This is a genomic window from Pseudoalteromonas sp. 31A1, from assembly GCF_011378815.1.
In the GTDB taxonomy this organism is placed as follows: Bacteria; Pseudomonadota; Gammaproteobacteria; order Enterobacterales; family Alteromonadaceae; genus Pseudoalteromonas; species Pseudoalteromonas arctica.
In genome coordinates, this window is sequence record NZ_WTKY01000012.1 from 114,833 (window position 1) to 133,004 (window position 18,172).

The 18,172-nt window shown below is 39.7% G+C and carries 16 protein-coding genes; 13 read left to right on the plus strand and 3 right to left on the minus strand.

Annotated features, from left to right (window positions below):
* Positions 1 to 106: 106 nt before the first annotated feature.
* The 7 genes from GQR52_RS12495 (at position 107) to GQR52_RS12525 (ending at position 7,566) form a co-directional block, all read left to right on the plus strand.
* Positions 107 to 919 carry a hypothetical protein gene (locus GQR52_RS12495; protein ID WP_007586790.1) on the plus strand — a complete coding sequence of 271 codons (813 nt, stop codon included), beginning with the start codon at positions 107 to 109 and terminating at the stop codon, positions 917 to 919.
* Positions 920 to 1,960: an extracellular solute-binding protein gene (locus GQR52_RS12500; RefSeq protein WP_165728677.1), complete on the plus strand. Its 1,041-nt coding sequence runs from the start codon at positions 920 to 922 to the stop codon at positions 1,958 to 1,960.
* The gene (locus GQR52_RS12505; RefSeq protein ID WP_165728678.1) at positions 1,960 to 3,459 is read left to right on the plus strand and encodes an iron ABC transporter permease; all 1,500 of its coding nucleotides are present in this window, start codon (positions 1,960 to 1,962) and stop codon (positions 3,457 to 3,459) included. The genes GQR52_RS12500 and GQR52_RS12505 overlap by 1 nt, the downstream gene beginning before the upstream one ends.
* A gap of 14 nt (positions 3,460 to 3,473) precedes the next feature.
* The gene (locus tag GQR52_RS12510) at positions 3,474 to 4,490 is read left to right on the plus strand and encodes an ABC transporter ATP-binding protein (protein ID WP_165728679.1); all 1,017 of its coding nucleotides are present in this window, start codon (positions 3,474 to 3,476) and stop codon (positions 4,488 to 4,490) included.
* 440 nt (positions 4,491 to 4,930) lie between these two features.
* Positions 4,931 to 6,121 carry a PAS domain-containing sensor histidine kinase gene (locus GQR52_RS20695; RefSeq protein WP_010552739.1) on the plus strand — a complete coding sequence of 397 codons (1,191 nt, stop codon included), beginning with the start codon at positions 4,931 to 4,933 and terminating at the stop codon, positions 6,119 to 6,121.
* Positions 6,096 to 6,461 carry a response regulator gene (locus tag GQR52_RS12520; protein WP_010552738.1) on the plus strand — a complete coding sequence of 122 codons (366 nt, stop codon included), beginning with the start codon at positions 6,096 to 6,098 and terminating at the stop codon, positions 6,459 to 6,461. Before GQR52_RS20695 ends, GQR52_RS12520 begins: the two co-directional genes overlap by 26 nt.
* Before the next feature lie 40 nt (positions 6,462 to 6,501).
* Positions 6,502 to 7,566 (plus strand): HD domain-containing phosphohydrolase, encoded by a 1,065-nt coding sequence (locus GQR52_RS12525; protein WP_165728680.1) that lies wholly within the window; start codon positions 6,502 to 6,504, stop codon positions 7,564 to 7,566.
* A 219-nt stretch (positions 7,567 to 7,785) separates the two neighbouring features.
* On the opposite strand, the gene GQR52_RS12535 is transcribed toward GQR52_RS12525, so the two are convergent.
* The gene (locus GQR52_RS12535) at positions 7,786 to 8,220 is read right to left on the minus strand and encodes an ATP-binding protein (protein ID WP_165728681.1); all 435 of its coding nucleotides are present in this window, start codon (positions 8,218 to 8,220) and stop codon (positions 7,786 to 7,788) included.
* A gap of 297 nt (positions 8,221 to 8,517) precedes the next feature.
* Between GQR52_RS12535 and asnS the strand changes: the two genes are divergently transcribed.
* A complete protein-coding gene (gene asnS, locus GQR52_RS12540) occupies positions 8,518 to 9,915 on the plus strand; it encodes an asparagine--tRNA ligase (RefSeq protein ID WP_010552735.1) in 1,398 nt (465 codons plus the stop codon).
* Between the two features lie 140 nt (positions 9,916 to 10,055).
* Here asnS and GQR52_RS12545 read toward each other — a convergent pair whose 3' ends face one another.
* Both GQR52_RS12545 and GQR52_RS12550 read right to left on the minus strand, forming a co-directional pair.
* Entirely contained in the window at positions 10,056 to 10,982 is a 927-nt protein-coding gene (locus GQR52_RS12545; protein ID WP_165728682.1) for an FAD-binding protein, read from the minus strand.
* A complete protein-coding gene (locus GQR52_RS12550; protein WP_165728683.1) occupies positions 10,983 to 11,732 on the minus strand; it encodes an electron transfer flavoprotein subunit beta/FixA family protein in 750 nt (249 codons plus the stop codon).
* Between the two features lie 221 nt (positions 11,733 to 11,953).
* Here GQR52_RS12550 and GQR52_RS12555 point away from each other — a divergent pair, with 221 nt between their 5' ends.
* From GQR52_RS12555 to GQR52_RS12575, 5 genes are all read left to right on the plus strand, one after another.
* A complete protein-coding gene (locus GQR52_RS12555) occupies positions 11,954 to 13,600 on the plus strand; it encodes an electron transfer flavoprotein-ubiquinone oxidoreductase (protein WP_165728684.1) in 1,647 nt (548 codons plus the stop codon).
* A 132-nt stretch (positions 13,601 to 13,732) separates the two neighbouring features.
* On the plus strand, positions 13,733 to 14,197 hold the full coding sequence (locus GQR52_RS12560) for an acyl-CoA thioesterase (RefSeq protein WP_007586808.1): 465 nt from the start codon (positions 13,733 to 13,735) through the stop codon (positions 14,195 to 14,197).
* A 259-nt stretch (positions 14,198 to 14,456) separates the two neighbouring features.
* Positions 14,457 to 15,026: an outer membrane beta-barrel protein gene (locus GQR52_RS12565; protein WP_165728685.1), complete on the plus strand. Its 570-nt coding sequence runs from the start codon at positions 14,457 to 14,459 to the stop codon at positions 15,024 to 15,026.
* Positions 15,027 to 15,439: 413 nt separating this feature from the next.
* Entirely contained in the window at positions 15,440 to 16,144 is a 705-nt protein-coding gene (gene tsaA / locus GQR52_RS12570) for a tRNA (N6-threonylcarbamoyladenosine(37)-N6)-methyltransferase TrmO (protein ID WP_165728686.1), read from the plus strand.
* A gap of 89 nt (positions 16,145 to 16,233) precedes the next feature.
* Complete coding sequence (locus GQR52_RS12575; RefSeq protein WP_165728687.1) at positions 16,234 to 17,958, plus strand: proline--tRNA ligase; 1,725 nt, start codon at positions 16,234 to 16,236, stop codon at positions 17,956 to 17,958.
* Positions 17,959 to 18,172 lie beyond the last annotated feature (214 nt).

Genomic DNA, 18,172 nt, shown 5'->3' on the forward strand with positions numbered 1-18,172 from the left:
TTTAGTGTTTTTATCTATTAAGCGAGTTTGTGGTTATTGATCTCGTTAACTATTAGCTATATGATAATGTCTATCATTTACAATTACCTTTTTGGACTTCTTTGCTATGAAATTACTATTTAAACCAGCCAAAACTTTAGGTGCAAGCCTTTTACTAGCCTCGGCGTTTATGGCTCAACCAGTATTAGCTAACGGCCCTATTGGCGAGCATGTTAATCATCTTCAAGCTAACCTTAAAAGTTACGCAGAAGAAGTAGAATGGATGGTAGGCAAAGTTGATACCATGGTAAGCGACTACGACACTAAAGGCGCAAAAGCTGTAAAAACTGATGATTTAATTGAATATTGGGAATCAGTTAAGTTTCACAGCGCAATAGAAACTAACTTCGTACCGGTATACGCTTCTATTTGGCAGGGTCTTTATGGCGTAAAAATGGCCATTGATAATAAACAGCCTGCTGAGGAAGTTCGTAAACAACAAAAAGCGATGAACATAGCCTTGTGGCAAGGCCTTGGGGCTGTTAAGCTTGCTGCAAAATTCCAGCAAAAAGGCTTGTTAGACACTGTAAAAGCTACCGCTACAAAAGAAATGACACAAAGTGCCACAATTGATGAAATTAAGCACAAATTAGACCGTGTAGTAGCTAAATTTGCTGAGCGTTTACAAGACGAAGCAACTGAAATTGTTCACGATACTTATCTACACCTGTTTGAAGGCGTTGAAGGTACACTTATTGAGCAAGACGCTAACCTAGTTGAAGTGCTGGAAAAAGACTTTAACGTAACACTGCCACTAGCAATTAAAAACAGCAAAAGCGTCGATGAAGTACGCGATGTGATCAGTGATATGCAAACAAAATTAGACCGCGCTAAGGTTTTAATAGAAAAAGCCGAAAAAGCCCGTAAGGATGTATTTTAAGTGAAGCGTAGGACCTTTATTCAAGGCCTAGCTGCGTTAGGGGTGGCTGGCTCATTGCCACTGCCTCTTTCTCGTGCGCTAGCCGCTGATATAGCAAACCCAGTTTCTGTTGATGATTTACCAAAGCTTAAAGGCGAGTTAACTCTTTATTTAGGCCGAGGCGAAGGTGGTTTGTATGAAAACGTATTGCAAGCAATCCAGAAAAAAAATCCAGACTTTAAACTCGGTATACGCCGAGGTCCTACTGCTGCTTTAGCAAATACGATTGTTGCAGAAGCTAAAGCCGGCGTTCGCCGCGCTGATTTATTTTGGGCGGTTGATTCAGGCGCGATTGGTTTAGTAACCGATGCAGGCCTTGCACAACCTATCCCAAGTGATTTATCTGCTCAGTTACAACCACAATTTAGATATAAAGAGTGGGCTCCAGTAACTGGCCGTATTCGTACATTGCCATATAACACGTCGCGTTTGACCAAAGATCAAATTCCAACAAGTATTATGGAAATTGCCGACAGCGATTTAAGTATTGGCTGGGCACCCGCCTACGCTTCTTTTCAATCATTTGTAACCGCAATGCGAATTTTAGAAGGCGACGACAAAACCGCTAAGTGGCTTAAAAAGATTAAAAAACGTGCTAAAACATACGCTGGCGAATTAGGTGTTGTTATGGGCGTTGAGCGCGGTGAAGTTGATATTGGTTTTGCTAATCACTATTACACATTGCGTTTAAAATCAGGCAAGCCTGATGCCAAGCTTGATTTAGCATTTACACAAAATGATGCGGGCTGTTTAGTTAATGCATCGGGTGTATTAGCCCTTAACGACGATCCGCTTGCTACTAACTTTATGCGTTACTTACTTAGTAAAGAAGTACAAGGTTACTTAGCCAGTGAAGCGTACGAAATTCCGTTAGTAAATGGTATTACCCAACCTGAGGGTCTACCATCACTTGCTAATATTTCTCCACCTAAAGTAGATTTAACACAGCTTGCTGATTTACGCCCTACTATAGATTTGATGCGTAGCAGCGGCGTATTGTAATGAGAATACCTGCCTCTTATCCAATGGCGCTGCTTGCAGCGCTTGTTGTGCTTACCCCTGTTTATGTATTAATAGTGCTTGCAAGCGATGCAAGCTCAGTATTTGACACCCACAATCTGCAAATTTTAGGCAACACGTTATCGTTAATGGGTTTGACGGTACTCGGATCTATTTTAATTGGTGTGCCACTGGCGTTTATTAGCGCGTATGTGCATTTGCCATTTAAAAAACTCTGGCTAGTTGTATTTGCGGCGCCGCTGGCAATCCCCAGTTATATTGGCGCGTTTACACTTTATGCTGCTTTTGGCCCCGGTGGCGAAATAAACACCTTAACAGGAATAGAAACACCATCAATGTATGGCCTAACAGGCGCTGCAATTGTGATGACGCTTTATACTTTCCCGTTTGTAATGATGACAACTCGCTCATCCCTACTAAGCCTTGATGCAAGCATGGTTAATGCTGCACGAACGCTGGGTATGTCGATGACGAAAAGTATATTTAAAGTTATATTACCGCGCGTAGTTAACGGTATTGCAGCAGGCTCTTTGTTAGTCGCCCTTTATACATTATCAGACTTTGGCACGCCCGCAATGATGCGTTTAGATACGTTTACCCGCGTAATTTACGTTGAATACAACGCTTTTGCGTTAGGGCGCGCAGCCATGCTTTCGCTTCAACTGATGGTTATTGTTGGCTTTTTACTTTTAGTTGAATCACAAATAAAAACAGCCCCTGAGCGCCAAGGTCGCCCGTTAATTTTATTCCCAAGCAAACTACAGTTAAGTGCAATATTTATTACGTTTGCACCTGTTTTACTGCTCGCTATTGGCTTGCCTTTGGCTATATTTTCGCTTTGGTTAGCTCGTGATGGTTTTAGCTCATTTGATTTTAATATTGCGTGGAACTCTACGTATGCATCGGGTATTGCGGCAATTGTAGCCGTTATCGTTGCGATCCCCGTTGCACATGCCGCACTGAGTGGAAAAGCGGGTCGTATAATGGAGCGTGTTACTTACTTTGGTTTTGGTATTCCGGGTATAGTAATGGGCACAGCGCTTGTTTACGGTGGTTTGCAGTTACCGTTTTTATATCAAACACTGGGATTGCTTATTATTGCTTATATGCTGCGATTTTTACCACTTGCTGTGGGCTCTGTTAGAACAAGCACCGAACACTTAGACCCAAGCTTAGTAAAGTCTGCGCGCGTATTAGGGGCAAGCCCACGTGAAGTATTTACTCGTATAACACTGCCTTTAACAATGCGCGGTATTATTGCCGGTGCAGCACTGGTGTTTTTAGAGTCAATGCGCGAACTCGAAGCCACGCTATTACTTGGCCCAACAGGGTTTGAAACCCTCTCTACATATTTATGGCGTGTATACGAAGCGGGCTATTTTGGTCGCGCTGCTATTCCTGGATTATTGTTAGTAGTGATATCTGCCTGCGGGTTAGCTATTATGATGTCTGGCGAAAAACGCAACCAGTTTGAACATTAAGGATTTAAGAAACAATGCTATCTGTAAGTCAGTTGTCTATAGATTATGGCAGTAACCGCGTAGTAAGCGATTTAAACTTATCGCTGGGTGAAAACGAAATCCTTATGCTTGTAGGGCCAACAGGTTGTGGTAAAAGTACAATTTTACAAGCCCTTGCTGGCCTTATACCTATTAGCGAAGGCGAAATAAACACGGGTAAATGGCGCGCTACACCCAAATTAACACTACCTCCTGAAAAACGCAGTGTAGGTATGGTGTTTCAAGATTTTGCGTTATTTCCGCACTTAACCGTACAGCAAAACATTTGCTTTAGATTAAAAGATACAGCCCCTGCTGAGTATTGGATAAACCTACTTGGACTGAACGATTTTAGAGATAAAAAACCAGCAACGCTTTCTGGCGGACAAAAGCAACGTGTTGCACTTGCGCGCACCCTTGCCCACCAACCTGATTTTGTATTGCTTGATGAGCCGCTTTCAAACTTAGATGCCGCCCTTAAAGACATGCTTCGTTGGGACATTAGAAACGCACTTAAAGCCGCTGGCGTACCGGCGATTTGGGTAACACACGACCAAGAAGAAGCACTCTCAGTTGGCGATCGTGTTGGTGTGCTTAAAGGCGGTAAAATTCAGCAAATCGATACACCTGAGCGCTGCTTTAGTACCCCAAACAATCGCTTTGTAGCACGTTTTTTAGGTGAAGCCAGCTTTATTAGCGGCCAATTTAGCCAAGGACAAGCCACTACCTCAATTGGTAATGCGCCCGCTCATGGCGTTGACTGTGAAAGTGGCGACGTTGATGTACTACTTCGACCAGACGATGTGTTACTTGTACAAAGCAGTGTTGGCAATAACGGCGAAGTAATTTGGGTACGTTTTGAAGGTGGCAGCCGCTTGTGTGCTGTAAAACTTGCGTGCTCTACGGTTGTAACTAGCCGAGTAAGCCATGAAGTTGTTGTAAACCCTGGCGACGAAGTGCATGTATCACTAAGTACCTCGCACCCATTAGCGGTTTATAAATCTATAGACTGATTAAAATATTGATGTAGGCATTAATTTAAACATTAATACCTACATCAATACTTACTATTTAGACCCAAAATTCAGTTTAAATACGTTCCCCGTTAAAACCCTATCTCGCTTAAAACTAATACTTTTTACCTTTAAAAAACTCACTATAGTCAATAAACAACAATAATATGCAGGTTAAATTATGAACCTCTTGCTATTAATCAGCTGTTGCTGTTTACTGAACAAAGATTAATGTTAAATAGTTCCTCTCAGATATCACTTATCAGGTTACGCCTTTTATATTAGTTAAAACCACACACAAACATTAAAACACATTATTAAGCATTGCTTTTAGCGAACATATTATAAAAATAAAGCTATATTCAAGCATTGCTGAACTTAATTATCCTTTAAACGTTTATAAAGTTGTTCAGCCCTTAATGGTACAAAGGATCTAGATAGTGAATAAAATAAGTACCAAGAAAGAACTCTTAGAATACTCCGAAAGTATTGTAAACACGGTTCGAGAACCACTGATTGTTTTAGACCAACATTTAAGAGTAGTTACAGCAAGCCGCTCATTTTATGAATTTTTTCGCGCTAACCATAAAGACACTGTCGGGAAACTAATATACAACCTTGGTAATAATCAATGGAACATTCCTAAGCTTCGTGAATTATTAGAAACCATATTGCCTCAAAAAACGAGTTTTGATGATTATAAAGTTGAGCACAATTTTAAAACAATTGGTTGGCGTACAATGCTGCTCAACGCAAGGCAAATTAAACGTACTCAGTCAAAAGATCGTATTATTTTATTGTCTATCGAGGACATTACTGAACGTAACGCGATTCAAGAAGGACTCGTAAAAGCGAATAAAGAGCTAGAAGTGCTAACGAGTGACTTGGAAAGTGCTGCTCGAGTTAAATCAGAGTTTTTAGCAAATATGTCGCATGAACTGAGAACCCCACTTAATTCTATAAATGGTTTTTCTGAGGTGCTCTACGATGAAACATTTGGCACTTTAAATGACAAACAAAAACAGTATGTTAAAAATGTATTGGTGAGCGGCAAACATTTACTGTTACTTATTAATGAAATACTGGATATGGCAAAGATTGAAGCAGGCAAAATGAGTCTCACCATCTCTCATTTGCCGATACGCCAAGTATTGCACGAAATTACAGGGCTTACAGCAGATACAGCTAACCAGAAAAAATTGAATATGTGTCTTGATATTGCTGATGACTTGCCACCAATTGAAGCTGACTCCCTTAAGGTTAAACAGATACTTTATAATTTGCTTTCAAATGCAGTGAAGTTTACACCCGATGAGGGTCAAATTGGCGTTAAAACACGACATACTGATACAGAAATAGAAATAATAATTTGGGATACGGGTATAGGTATTGCTGCTGAAAATATGGAAAAAATATTTGAAGGTTTTTTCCGTATAGAAACCCCCTATTCTAGATTAACAGAAGGTACAGGACTTGGGCTGCCAATCGCAAAAAGTCTAGTAAAGTTGCATGGAGGCGAGTTTGTTATTGAATCTGAAGGTGTTAATAAAGGCACATCGGTTCGTATAACTTTGCCAATTAAACAAAAGTCTGTGGTAAAGCATAATGAAAACCAAAATAGTTATAGTTGATGATAATGCGAATAACCTATTGCTAGAGGAAGATCTTTTACTCATGGCAAATTTTGAAGTATTCACTGCTATGAATGCAAGAGATGCGCTTTTAACAATAAAGCGTGAAACTCCAAAAATTATTATATTAGATGTCCAACTCCCAGATATGTCTGGAACAGAAGTTGCAAAAATTTTGCGTGATGAAAAAGAAACGGCAGATATTCCTATTGTTTTTGTTACCGCTTCTGTTTTACCCGCAGATATAGACCAATTACTGTGTATACCTAACAGTGCGTATATTTCTAAACCTATAGATACACGCACGTTTGCTCAACAAATAAGTTTATATATAAAGTAATGACTACAATTATTTAAACCTTGATACACAGGAACAGTTAATGAAAGATAGCCCTTTAATTTTGGTTGTAGATGACAACCTTCAAAATATTGAACTCATGCAAGCTTATCTTGAACCCAAGGGATATAAAACAGTAACAGCGACTGGCGGGCAACAAGCATTAGATATCTTAGCACAACAACCTGTAGACCTTATTTTACTTGATATAATGATGCCCGGTATGAACGGTTTTGAAGTAACACGCCGTGTTAGAGAAGACGCCCTATTAAAGCTATTACCTATCGTCCTTATTACTGCTTTAAGAGAGACAAAAGAGCGAGTTAAAGGGATTGATGCTGGTTGCGATGATTTTATTACAAAGCCTGTAGATAAAAACGAGCTATTATCGCGCGTTAAGTCCCTTCTTAAGATTAAAGACTATAACGATTTAAGAACAAATTATCAGAAACAATTAGAAGCTGAAGTTGCTCAAAGAACTGAATCATTAAAGCAAGCAATGCTAAGCATTAAAGCCGCATCACTAGAAACAATTAATAGACTAACCAAAGCTGCTGAATACAAAGATGAAGAAACGGGTGCGCACATTCAACGCATGAGTTTGTATTCTGAGGCCGTTGCACGCAGTGTAGGGTTAGATGAGGGAACAGTTGAAAATATTTTATTTTCAGCGTCGATGCACGATCTCGGAAAGATTTCTACACCTGACCATATTTTGCTAAAAGCAGGACAATTAGATGCTGCAGAATGGGAAATAATGAAACAGCACACCGTTGTAGGCGCTAGCATACTTTCGGGTTCTGATTCTGAGGTTATTAAACTCGGTGAAATTATTGCCCGCTCACATCATGAAAAGTGGGACGGCTCTGGTTATCCTGATGGCTTAAAAGGTAGTGAAATTCCAATTGCAGCACGCGTAGTTGCTATTGCTGATGTATTTGATGCTCTCTCGTCAAAGCGTCCTTATAAAAAATCATTCTCACAAGAAAAAACATTTGCCATTATTAAAGAAGGTAGTGGGAAGCACTTTGACCCCGCAGTAGTGGATGCTTTTTTTGCAGTTCAAGAAGAAATTTTAGCAATTAAACAAAAGTATGCTGAAAAGTAACACGTCCATAATTAATTAGAGAAAACCCAATGAACGGACCAAACCCCAATAATCCTTCACCAATGGAGGGTTTTCCTCAAGTAGGTTTTTATATTTGACGATAAAACAATAAATGCGCTGCTAGATATAGCTTGGTGGGATTGGAGCAATGATAAAATCACTGCTCACTTAGATGTAATTACTCAATGTGATATATCCGCTTTAACAGCACTCTAAGTATTACCACTCAAACATGTAGGCCATTTTACTTATTGTTTTAAGCGGGACATTATGCGAATTACGTTTAGCATATAAGTGCTGCATTGATTTATCTTTCACTTCACCCACTATCACTTCTTTTACTTGATAGCCTAAAGCAATAGCGGCTTGCGAGTACGCTATAAATTCCCACTTTTTAATATTGGTGTTATCTACAATTACCAATGGCATACCTTGAGCAAGTGCATTTATAAAGCGCGCTAAATTTAAATTATGAAATTGCGACAATTTAAATTTATCGAAATGATATTCGCCCTGCTCATTAATAAAGTAATCATCAGTTGAGCAGATTAGGTATTGGCTTTCGTCAACTCCACCTAATTCGTCAGCAAGGCTTTGCGCGTAGTAAGACTTACCGCTTCCTGGTAGTCCTCGTAAAATAAAAACTTGTTTCATAGCATCGATTTTTTAAGTGTGAATAAATATTAATTTGATTTGTTTGTTAATAATGCCACAAAATCATTAAATTTAAGAGCAACAAATCATAATAGTAGTAATTAAACTCTAAAAACTGTTTAAAAATAAACCGCATGCATAAAAACTTTTAAAGAGTTGCCCACAATAGTTTTTTTATTCAACTTTACTAGGTAAGATACAGGGTTCAAGTGCAGCGCCGTTTATGTGCAATTTATGCCCGAGTGCTGCGCACAGTTAAAATAAAATAGTTAGGCAACTTATATCATTGGAGTGAAGATGAGCCATTTAGCGATTTCAGAGCTATTAAAAGGCAATGTTGCGGTAGACAGCCAAGTAACAATTAAGGGCTGGATCCGTACTCGCCGCGATTCAAAAGCAGGAATTTCATTTTTAGCCGTTCATGACGGTTCGTGTTTTGATCCTATTCAAGCGGTAGTTCCTAATTCACTGAATAATTATGATGAAGTTACTAGCTTAACAGCCGGTTGTTCTGTGTCGGTTACTGGTGTTTTAGTACAATCTGCTGGCCAAGGTCAATCTTACGAAATTCAAGCTAATACAGTGACTGTATTAGGTTGGGTAGAAAACCCAGATTCATACCCAATGTCGGCAAAGCGCCACAGCATTGAGTACTTACGTGAGCACGCTCACCTTCGCCCTCGTACAAATATGATTGGCGCGGTAACTCGTGTACGTAACTGTTTAGCACAAGCTATTCACCGTTTTTACCACGAGCAAGGCTTTTACTGGATCAGCACGCCAATTATTACGGCAAGTGACTGTGAAGGTGCTGGCGAAATGTTCCGTGTGTCTACGCTTGATATGCAAAACTTACCGCTTACAGACAAAGGCGAAGTTGATTACAGCGAAGATTTCTTCGGTAAAGAAGCATTCCTTACTGTATCTGGCCAGTTAAATGGCGAAACTTACGCGTCTGCAATGTCAAAAATTTACACGTTTGGCCCAACATTCCGTGCAGAAAATTCAAATACATCACGCCACCTTGCAGAATTTTGGATGGTAGAGCCTGAAGTTGCGTTTGCTGATTTAGAAGACATCGCAAAACTTGCTGAAAATATGCTTAAGTATGTGTTTAAAGCCGTACTTGAAGAGCGCCGTGATGACATGGAATTTTTTGCACAACGTGTAGAAAAAACCGCAATTACGCGTTTAGAAGAATTTGTAGAAAAAGACTTCGCACAGGTAAATTACACTGAAGCAGTAGAGATCCTTAAAAACTGTGGTAAAAAGTTTGAGTACGCTGTTGAATGGGGTGTAGATTTACAGTCTGAGCACGAGCGTTACTTAGCTGAAGAGCACTTTAAAGCACCGGTAGTTATTAAAAACTACCCACGTGACATTAAAGCATTCTACATGCGCCAAAACGAAGACGGTAAAACCGTTGCCGCAATGGACATTGTAGCACCAGGTATTGGTGAGATCATTGGTGGTTCACAACGTGAAGAACGCCTTGATGTACTTGATGCACGCTTAGAAGAAATGGGCTTAAACAAAGAAGATTACAGCTGGTACCGCGATCTACGTAAATACGGTAGCGTGCCGCACTCAGGCTTTGGTTTAGGCTTTGAACGCTTAGTTGCTTATGTAACAGGTATGGGCAACGTACGTGACGTTATTGCCTTCCCTCGTACTAAAGGCAGCGCAACTTACTAATACTAAGTTAGCCGTTTATAAATACTAAAAACCAGCCAATTGGCTGGTTTTTTTGTGTCTTTGATTTACCGAATAAAAAAGCCGCAGCACTCAAAGAGCACCACGGCTTTCAACCAGAATAAATTTTGCTTAATTAAGCGCTATAAAGCACTTTCGAGCTGTGGCAGTACTTCAAATAAGTCAGCCACTAACCCGTAATCTGCAACTTGAAAAATAGGTGCGTCAGGGTCTTTATTAATCGCGACAATTACTTTTGAGTCTTTCATACCGGCTAAATGCTGAATAGCACCGCTAATCCCTACTGCAATGTATAAATTAGGTGCTACAATTTTACCTGTTTGCCCTACTTGCATATCGTTAGGTACAAAGCCTGCGTCAACTGCTGCGCGCGACGCACCAATGGCTGCTCCCAATTTGTCGGCAATACCATTAAGTAGTGCAAAGTTTTCACCGTTTTGCATACCGCGACCACCCGATATAACCACAGTGGCAGCCGTAAGTTCAGGTCGTTCAGACTCTGTTTGTTCAACACTTACAAAGCTACTTAATTGCGAATCAGACACTGTATCAATGCTTGTTATAGCAGCAGCTGATTGCTCACCTTGTAAATCAAAGTTACTGGCACGTACGGTAATTACTTTTTTACTGTCGAGTGATTTAACCGTGGCGATTGCATTACCTGCATAAATTGGACGTTTAAATGTATCGGCGTCCACTACTGCGATAATTTCAGAAATTTGCGCAACATCTAATAACGCAGCAACACGTGGCATAAAGTTTTTGCCTGTTGTCGTTGCACTTGCAACAATGTGGCTGTAGGTGTCGCTAAGCGATAAAACTAAATCGGTCATGCTCTCAGCTAACTGATGTTCATAAACACTATTATCGGCAACTAAAACATTAGCTACGCCATCAATGCTGGCCACTTGTGAGCTCATTGCGCTTAGGCTGTTCCCTGCAATAAGCACATCAACAGGAAAACCTATTTTTACTGCAGCGTTAATCGTTTTTGAGGTTTCTGGTTTTAAGGCACCGTTGTCGTGCTCTGCAATTACGAGTGTTTTCATTTAAATCACCTTTGCCTCTGTTTTTAATTTTTCTACAAGCTGTGCAACGTCTTCAACAATAATTCCTGCGGTACGTTTAGCTGGCTCTTCTACACTTATTAATTGAATACGCGGTGTTAAATCAACACCAAGCGAATCAGCTGCTATTACTTCAAGCGGCTTACGTTTGGCTTTCATAATATTTGGCAGTGATGCGTAACGAGGCTCGTTTAAGCGTAAATCAGTTGTAACAACCGCCGGTAAATTAAGTGCTACCGTTTGCAGGCCCCCATCAACTTCGCGGGTCACGTTTACTTTGCCATTTTCAATAACAACCTTGGATGCAAATGTCCCCTGCCCACGATTAGTAAGCGCAGCAAGCATTTGACCTGTTTGATTATTATCTGAATCGATTGACTGTTTACCTAAAATTATAAGTTCAGGAGACTCTTGCTCAACAATTTTAGCCAAGAGCTTTGCAATATGGAGTGACTCGAGCTTTTCATCGGTTTCGATGTGAATGGCTTTGTCGGCACCCAGTGCTAATGCTGTGCGTAATTGCTCTTGCGATGCTTTAGGACCAATAGTAACAGCAATAACTTCACTGGCTGTACCAGCTTCTTTAAGGCGAATGGCTTCTTCTATGGCAATTTCACAAAACGGATTCATTGCCATTTTTACGTTAGTTAAATCAACGTCGCTGTTATCACTTTTAACGCGTGCTTTTACGTTGTAATCAATCACTCTTTTTATTGGTACGAGAACTTTCATAGGAACTCCATAATTATTTAAACCTACAAGGTAACGTGCACGTCAACTTATTTATTTTATGAAATTAGACTACTTCCTGTTGACGTAAACGTCAACCTAAAATAACCTTTAACTATTCACAGTCTGTAACGTTTAATTTGCAAGGTTAAAAATAGGCTGTACACCTTATTTAAATGCGTAGTAAACATTCGAATAAGTCCGTCATAGATAAAGAGGTTATTATGGTCGAACGTGAAACCATGGAATTTGATGTAGTAATTGTTGGCGCTGGCCCTGCGGGGCTTTCAAGTGCAATTAAACTCGCGCAATTAGCACAAGAAAAACAACAAGAGTGCATGATCTGCGTCGTCGAAAAAGGGTCTGAAGTGGGTGCACATGTACTCTCTGGCGCGGTTTTTGAAACCAAAGCTTTGGATGAATTACTACCAAATTGGCAAGAACTGGGCGCCCCTGTTACGACAAAAGTAACTAACGATGAAATTTATTGGTTTAATAACGAACAAAAAGCGACATCAATCCCCCACTTTGCAACGCCTAAAACATTTCATAATGACGGTAACTACATTGTGTCTATGGGTAACGTATGTCGATGGCTTGCTGAGCAAGCAGAAGCGTTAGGCGTAGAGATATTTCCAGGATTTAGTGCTCACTCTTTAATAATTGAAGATAAAGCAGTGAAAGGCATTATTACTGGCGATATGGGAGTCGATAAAGACGGTAATGAAAAAGATGGTTACATGCCCGGCATGGAGCTTCGTGCAAAATACACTATTTTTGCAGAAGGCTGCCGAGGTCATTTAGGTAAGCAGCTAATTAATGAGTTTGCGCTTGATGCAGATTCATCGCCACAGCATTACGGTTTAGGCTTTAAAGAAATTTGGCAAATAGATGAAAGTAAGCATGAGCTTGGCAAAGTAGTTCATGGTACAGGTTGGCCACTAAGTGGTGACACAAATGGTGGTGCATTTATGTATCACAGCGAAAACAATCAAGTCGTTGTTGGTTTAATTGTTGATTTAAATTACTCAAATCCGCATTTAAGTCCATTTGATGAATTTCAGCGCATGAAGCATCACCCTGTATTTAAAAGCGTACTTGAAGGCGGTGAGCGTGTTGCATACGGAGCACGTGCAATAGCCAAAGGCGGCTTACATTCATTACCCAAAATGCATTTTGCTGGTGGTTTAATAGTGGGTTGTGATGCAGGCACACTTAATTTTGCAAAAATTAAAGGTAACCACACCGCAATGAAATCGGGAATGATTGCCGCTGACGTTATTTTTGAAGCGCTGCAAAATGAGTTGGCAAATACCGATTTAGCTAATTATCAAACTGCGTTTGAGCAATCGTGGGCATATAAAGAGTTATATCAATCTCGTAACTTTGGCCCTGCTATGCACAAATTAGGTAAATTTATAGGTGGTGCGTATAACACGCTTGATCAAAACATTTTTAATGGTGGTTTACCATTTACGTTTAAAGATAATACGCCCGATCATTCAACCCTTGTTGATGCTAACGCCGCTGACAAAATAGCGTACCCAAAACCAGATGGGCAGCTTAGCTTTGATAAACTCTCAAGTGTGTTTTTATCAAATACTAACCACGAAGAATCACAGCCTTGTCATTTAAAGCTCAAAGATGCGTCAATTCCTATTAACGTAAATTTAGTTAAATTTGATGAACCCGCACAGCGTTATTGCCCAGCAGGCGTTTACGAAGTACAAGAAATAGCAGGCAATAAAGAGTTTGTTATTAACGCCCAAAACTGTGTGCACTGTAAAACCTGCGATATTAAAGACCCAAGCCAAAACATTACCTGGGTAACCCCAGAAGGTGCTGGTGGGCCAAATTATCCTAATATGTAACTAAATTATGCGTTGTATAGTTATATAACTACGTTTTTTACATATAAATTATAAACATATCCTAAATTGCAGGGGCTTCGGCCCCTTTTTTACGTTATGCTAATAGTAGTTTTAATAATAAGAGTGTTATCTATGCCGTCGTCAAAAGTTGTTTTTCGTTTTTTAGCAGAGCCTACCGATGTTAATTTTGGTGGTAAAGTTCATGGTGGGGCTGTCATGAAATGGATTGACCAAGCAGGCTATGCATGTGCTGCGGGTTGGAGTGGTCACTACTGCGTAACGGTTTCGGTTGCGGGTGTTAAATTTAGACGCCCTATTCTAGTAGGTCAAATAGTCGAAGTAGAAGCTAAAATTGCCCATACGGGTAGAAGTAGCATGCAAATATTTATACAAGTGCGTTGTGGCGATCCAAAAACACAAAATATGGTTGAAACAAATCATTGTGTTATCAGCTTTATTGCAATGGATGAAACGGGCTACCCAATAGAAGTGCCTTCGTTTAAAGCTGTAACAGAAGAAGATATTAAATTAGAAAATTACGCTATAAAAATGAAAGAAATAGCAATTGAAACAGAAAACTTGCTTCATACAGTGTAATTACTAGTTTAAATAAAGTCAGGCTATGTAAAAAACTCATTATACTTTGTAAAAGATACAACTTATTTTAGAGTACTCAATTACACAAAAGTTCACTTTGATTATAAAACACGCTAAATACCGTAAAAACCAATACAAAAGAATTAATTAAGGCGTGTTTTTAATTCATTTTAATATTGGCACGCTCGCTGCAAGTAGATAATTGAAGTTTGATTAATGAAATCAAGCATTTGATTATTTTTTGTAAAGGAGCTATTCAATGATTAAAACACTTTCTCTTTCAGCTATTGCACTAGCAACACTGGGTTTTAACTCTGCAGCACACGCTGACATTTCTGATTTCGATTCTCCACGTATTTATACTGGTATCGGTTACGGTCAATATTCTTTTGAATTTGAAGACAGTGACAACGACACTGACTTTGACGACGATGCACAAATGCTTAAGGGTTACGTTGGTGCACAATTTAACGAGTACTTAAGCTTAGAGCTTGCTTATCAAAACTTTGATGAAGTAAGTGATATAGACAGCAAAGCTGAAATTGATGGCGTATCGCTTGCCGCACGTTTGGGCTACCCTATAACAGAAAGCTTTTCTGTGTATGCAAAAGGCGGTTGGCTTGAATGGGATGCAGATTACACACAAGATTTACCAGTAGGTAGTGTATCAGCCTCTACAGATGGTGGTGATGCATTTTACGGCGCAGGTATTGAGTATGCACTTACAACAAATGTTCAATTTCGTTTAGAGTACGAACGTTATAAACTTGATGACGATATTGACCCAGATATGGATGTAGCATCTGTATCAGTTCAATACATGTTTTAATTAGTCTTTAGCATGTATAAAAGGTAAGCCCAAGGGCTTACCTTTTTTGTTTTAGGCTCTTTTTAAATATATTAAGATAAACCAATCAGTCTAATAAACAACTTTAAACCGTTTGGTCTATAATGCCAAGTGCATTAAATAATTGTTCTATTGTAGCACTAAGAAAATAACGCAATAACAAGGCAAAATTATAATATATAGTTGTTATTACAAATTGCTCCCTGCATTGCTCTACCTCCTGCACCCATGCAGTCAACTATGAATAATTCCTAACAAAGTAAGTGCGCTATTTAATGCAGTAGAATAATCATATTTTTAATAAAATTGGTATACGCAATAAACTTGCTTACATTAATGCCATAAATGCTAAATGCGGGTAGAATAGCGCTCTATTTTATTTGTACCCGAGTACTATGAGCGATTACACCATTTCGGCTATTGGCCACATTGAATCTCCTTATAAACAAAAGTTTGCTATACCTAGGCAACCTCGTTTAGTGCCACAAGCTAAAGCTAAGCTTATATTTGCCCCCGATTTTAATCGCGAAGAATTTGTACGCGGGCTCGATGAGTTTACTCATATATGGTTGTTATTTCGTTTTCACGAAACAGCAGATAAAGGCTATTCAGCGATGGTACGCCCTCCTCGCTTAGGTGGTAATGAGCGAAAAGGCGTATTTGCAACGCGCGCTACATTCAGACCCAACGCAATAGGTATGAGCGCTGTAAAGCTTGAAGGTATTGAGTATAAAAATGGCCAGCTTAGTTTATTACTTGCTGGTATTGATTTACTTGATGGCACACCGATTATTGATATAAAACCGTATTTGCCGTACTCAGACTCTATGCCTGATGCCAGCGCTGGTTTTGCCGATACTCGTCCAGAAACCGAGATGACGGTTGAATTTAGCCCTCAAGCAATCGAGTTTATTAATGCACAAACCCAGTACCCAGACTTACAAGATTTTATAGCCAATGTATTAAAGCAAGATCCTCGCCCCGCATACAAAAAACAAAAAGAAGGTGAGCAAAGCTATGGGATGACTTTGTACAACTTTAATATTCGTTGGCAGGTTAATGACTCGCATAACGTAGTTACAAACATAGAAAAAAACTAAATAACTCACTTAGCGCTTTAGTGTAAAAGCATCCGCTGGTAAACTTAAGCTCTATTAAAAGAATATAATTACTCTATTTCGGAAAAAACATGCGTACAAGCCAATATATACTCGCAACACTTAAAGAAACGCCATCAGATGCTGAAATCGTATCGCATCAGTTAATGCTTAGAGCCGGTATGATCCGTCGCGTCGCTTCGGGTTTATACACTTGGTTACCCTCTGGTTTACGCGTGCTACGTAAAGTAGAAAACATTGTACGTGAAGAAATGGACAAAGCTGGCGCCATTGAAATGCTAATGCCTGTTATTCAACCTGCTGATTTGTGGGAAGAGTCTGGTCGTTGGAATGAATTTGGTCCTGAGCTTATGCGCTTTACAGACCGTCATAATCGTACGTTTGCACTTGGTCCAACACACGAAGAAGTAATAACTGATTTCGTACGTAAAGAAATAAGCAGCTACAAGCAGCTACCCGTTACTTTATACCAAGTACAAACTAAAGTACGCGACGAACGTCGTCCTCGCTTTGGTGTTATGCGCGCCCGTGAATTTACAATGAAAGATGCCTACTCTTTTCACTTAAGTGAAGAATGTTTAGATGCAACTTATCAAGCAATGCACAAAGCATACTGTAATATTTTTGAGCGCTTAGGCCTTGATTACCGCCCTGTACTTGCAGATACAGGCTCTATTGGTGGTAGCTTGTCTCATGAGTTTCATGTACTTGCTGAATCGGGCGAAGATGCCATTGCATTTAGTGATGGCAGCGATTACGCCGCTAATATTGAAAAAGCAGAAGCACTGGCACCAAGCGAGCCGCGCCCTGAAGCATCAAAAGAGTTAAAAGCGTTTCCTACTCCTGACGTTAAAACGATTAACGAGCTTAAAAAACACTACGGTGTTAAGCCACATCGCGGTGTTAAAACGTTAATTGTTTATGGTACGCCTGATGAAAACGAAGTACGTGGTTTAGTAGCCTTAGTACTGCGTGGCGATCACGAATTAAACGAGTTAAAAGCTGAAAAACACCCATTAGTAGACTCTCCGCTTGAAATGGCAACAGAGGCAGATATTGTTGCTGCTATTGGCGCAAAACCTGGCTCATTAGGACCTGTGGGCTTATCAATGCCTATTATTGTTGATAGAACAGCTAACATACTTGCTGATTTTGTTGCCGGTGCTAATAAAGACGACGAGCATTACAGCGGTATTAACTGGGATCGTGACGTAACTGATTACGAAGTTGCTGATATTCGTAATATTGTTGAAGGCGATATGAGCCCATGTGGCCAAGGCGTTTTACAAATTAAACGCGGTATTGAAGTGGGTCATATTTTCCAACTTGGCACTAAATACTCAGAAGCGATGAAAGCGGGTGTATTAAACGAAGGTGGTAAAAACCAAACCATGACTATGGGTTGTTACGGTATTGGTGTTTCACGTATTGTTGCTGCTGCTATTGAGCAGAACAACGATCAATACGGGATCATTTGGCCAAAATCAATCGCGCCATTCGATTTAGCAATTGTTCCAATGAACATGCACAAATCGCATCGTATTCCTGATATTGCAAATAACCTTTACCAAGGTTTAAAAGATGCAGGTCTTGATGTGTTATTTGATGACCGTAAAGAGCGCCCTGGTGTTATGTTTAACGATATGGAGCTCATTGGTGTGCCATTTACGCTAGTAATTGGTGAGCGTAACCTTGACGAAAACAAAATTGAGCTTAAAAACCGCCGTACAGGTGAAAAGCTAATGATTGATATCGATACAGCAATTGATGCAATTAAAGCAGCCGTTAAAGGTTAAGCTAAAAATACTTATAAGTAATTTTAAAACCGCTTTTTAAAAGCGGTTTTTTTATACCTAAATTTTATGTGTGTTATTTAGCTTTAGTATTACTGTCGTATAATTGTCATTTTTATTCCCTAAAGTATTTAACCTGATGTAATGGTCTCCTCCCTATACGGCATCTATGTGCCATGATTAAAGTGGTTACAATAATCAAAGGGAGAAGACCAAA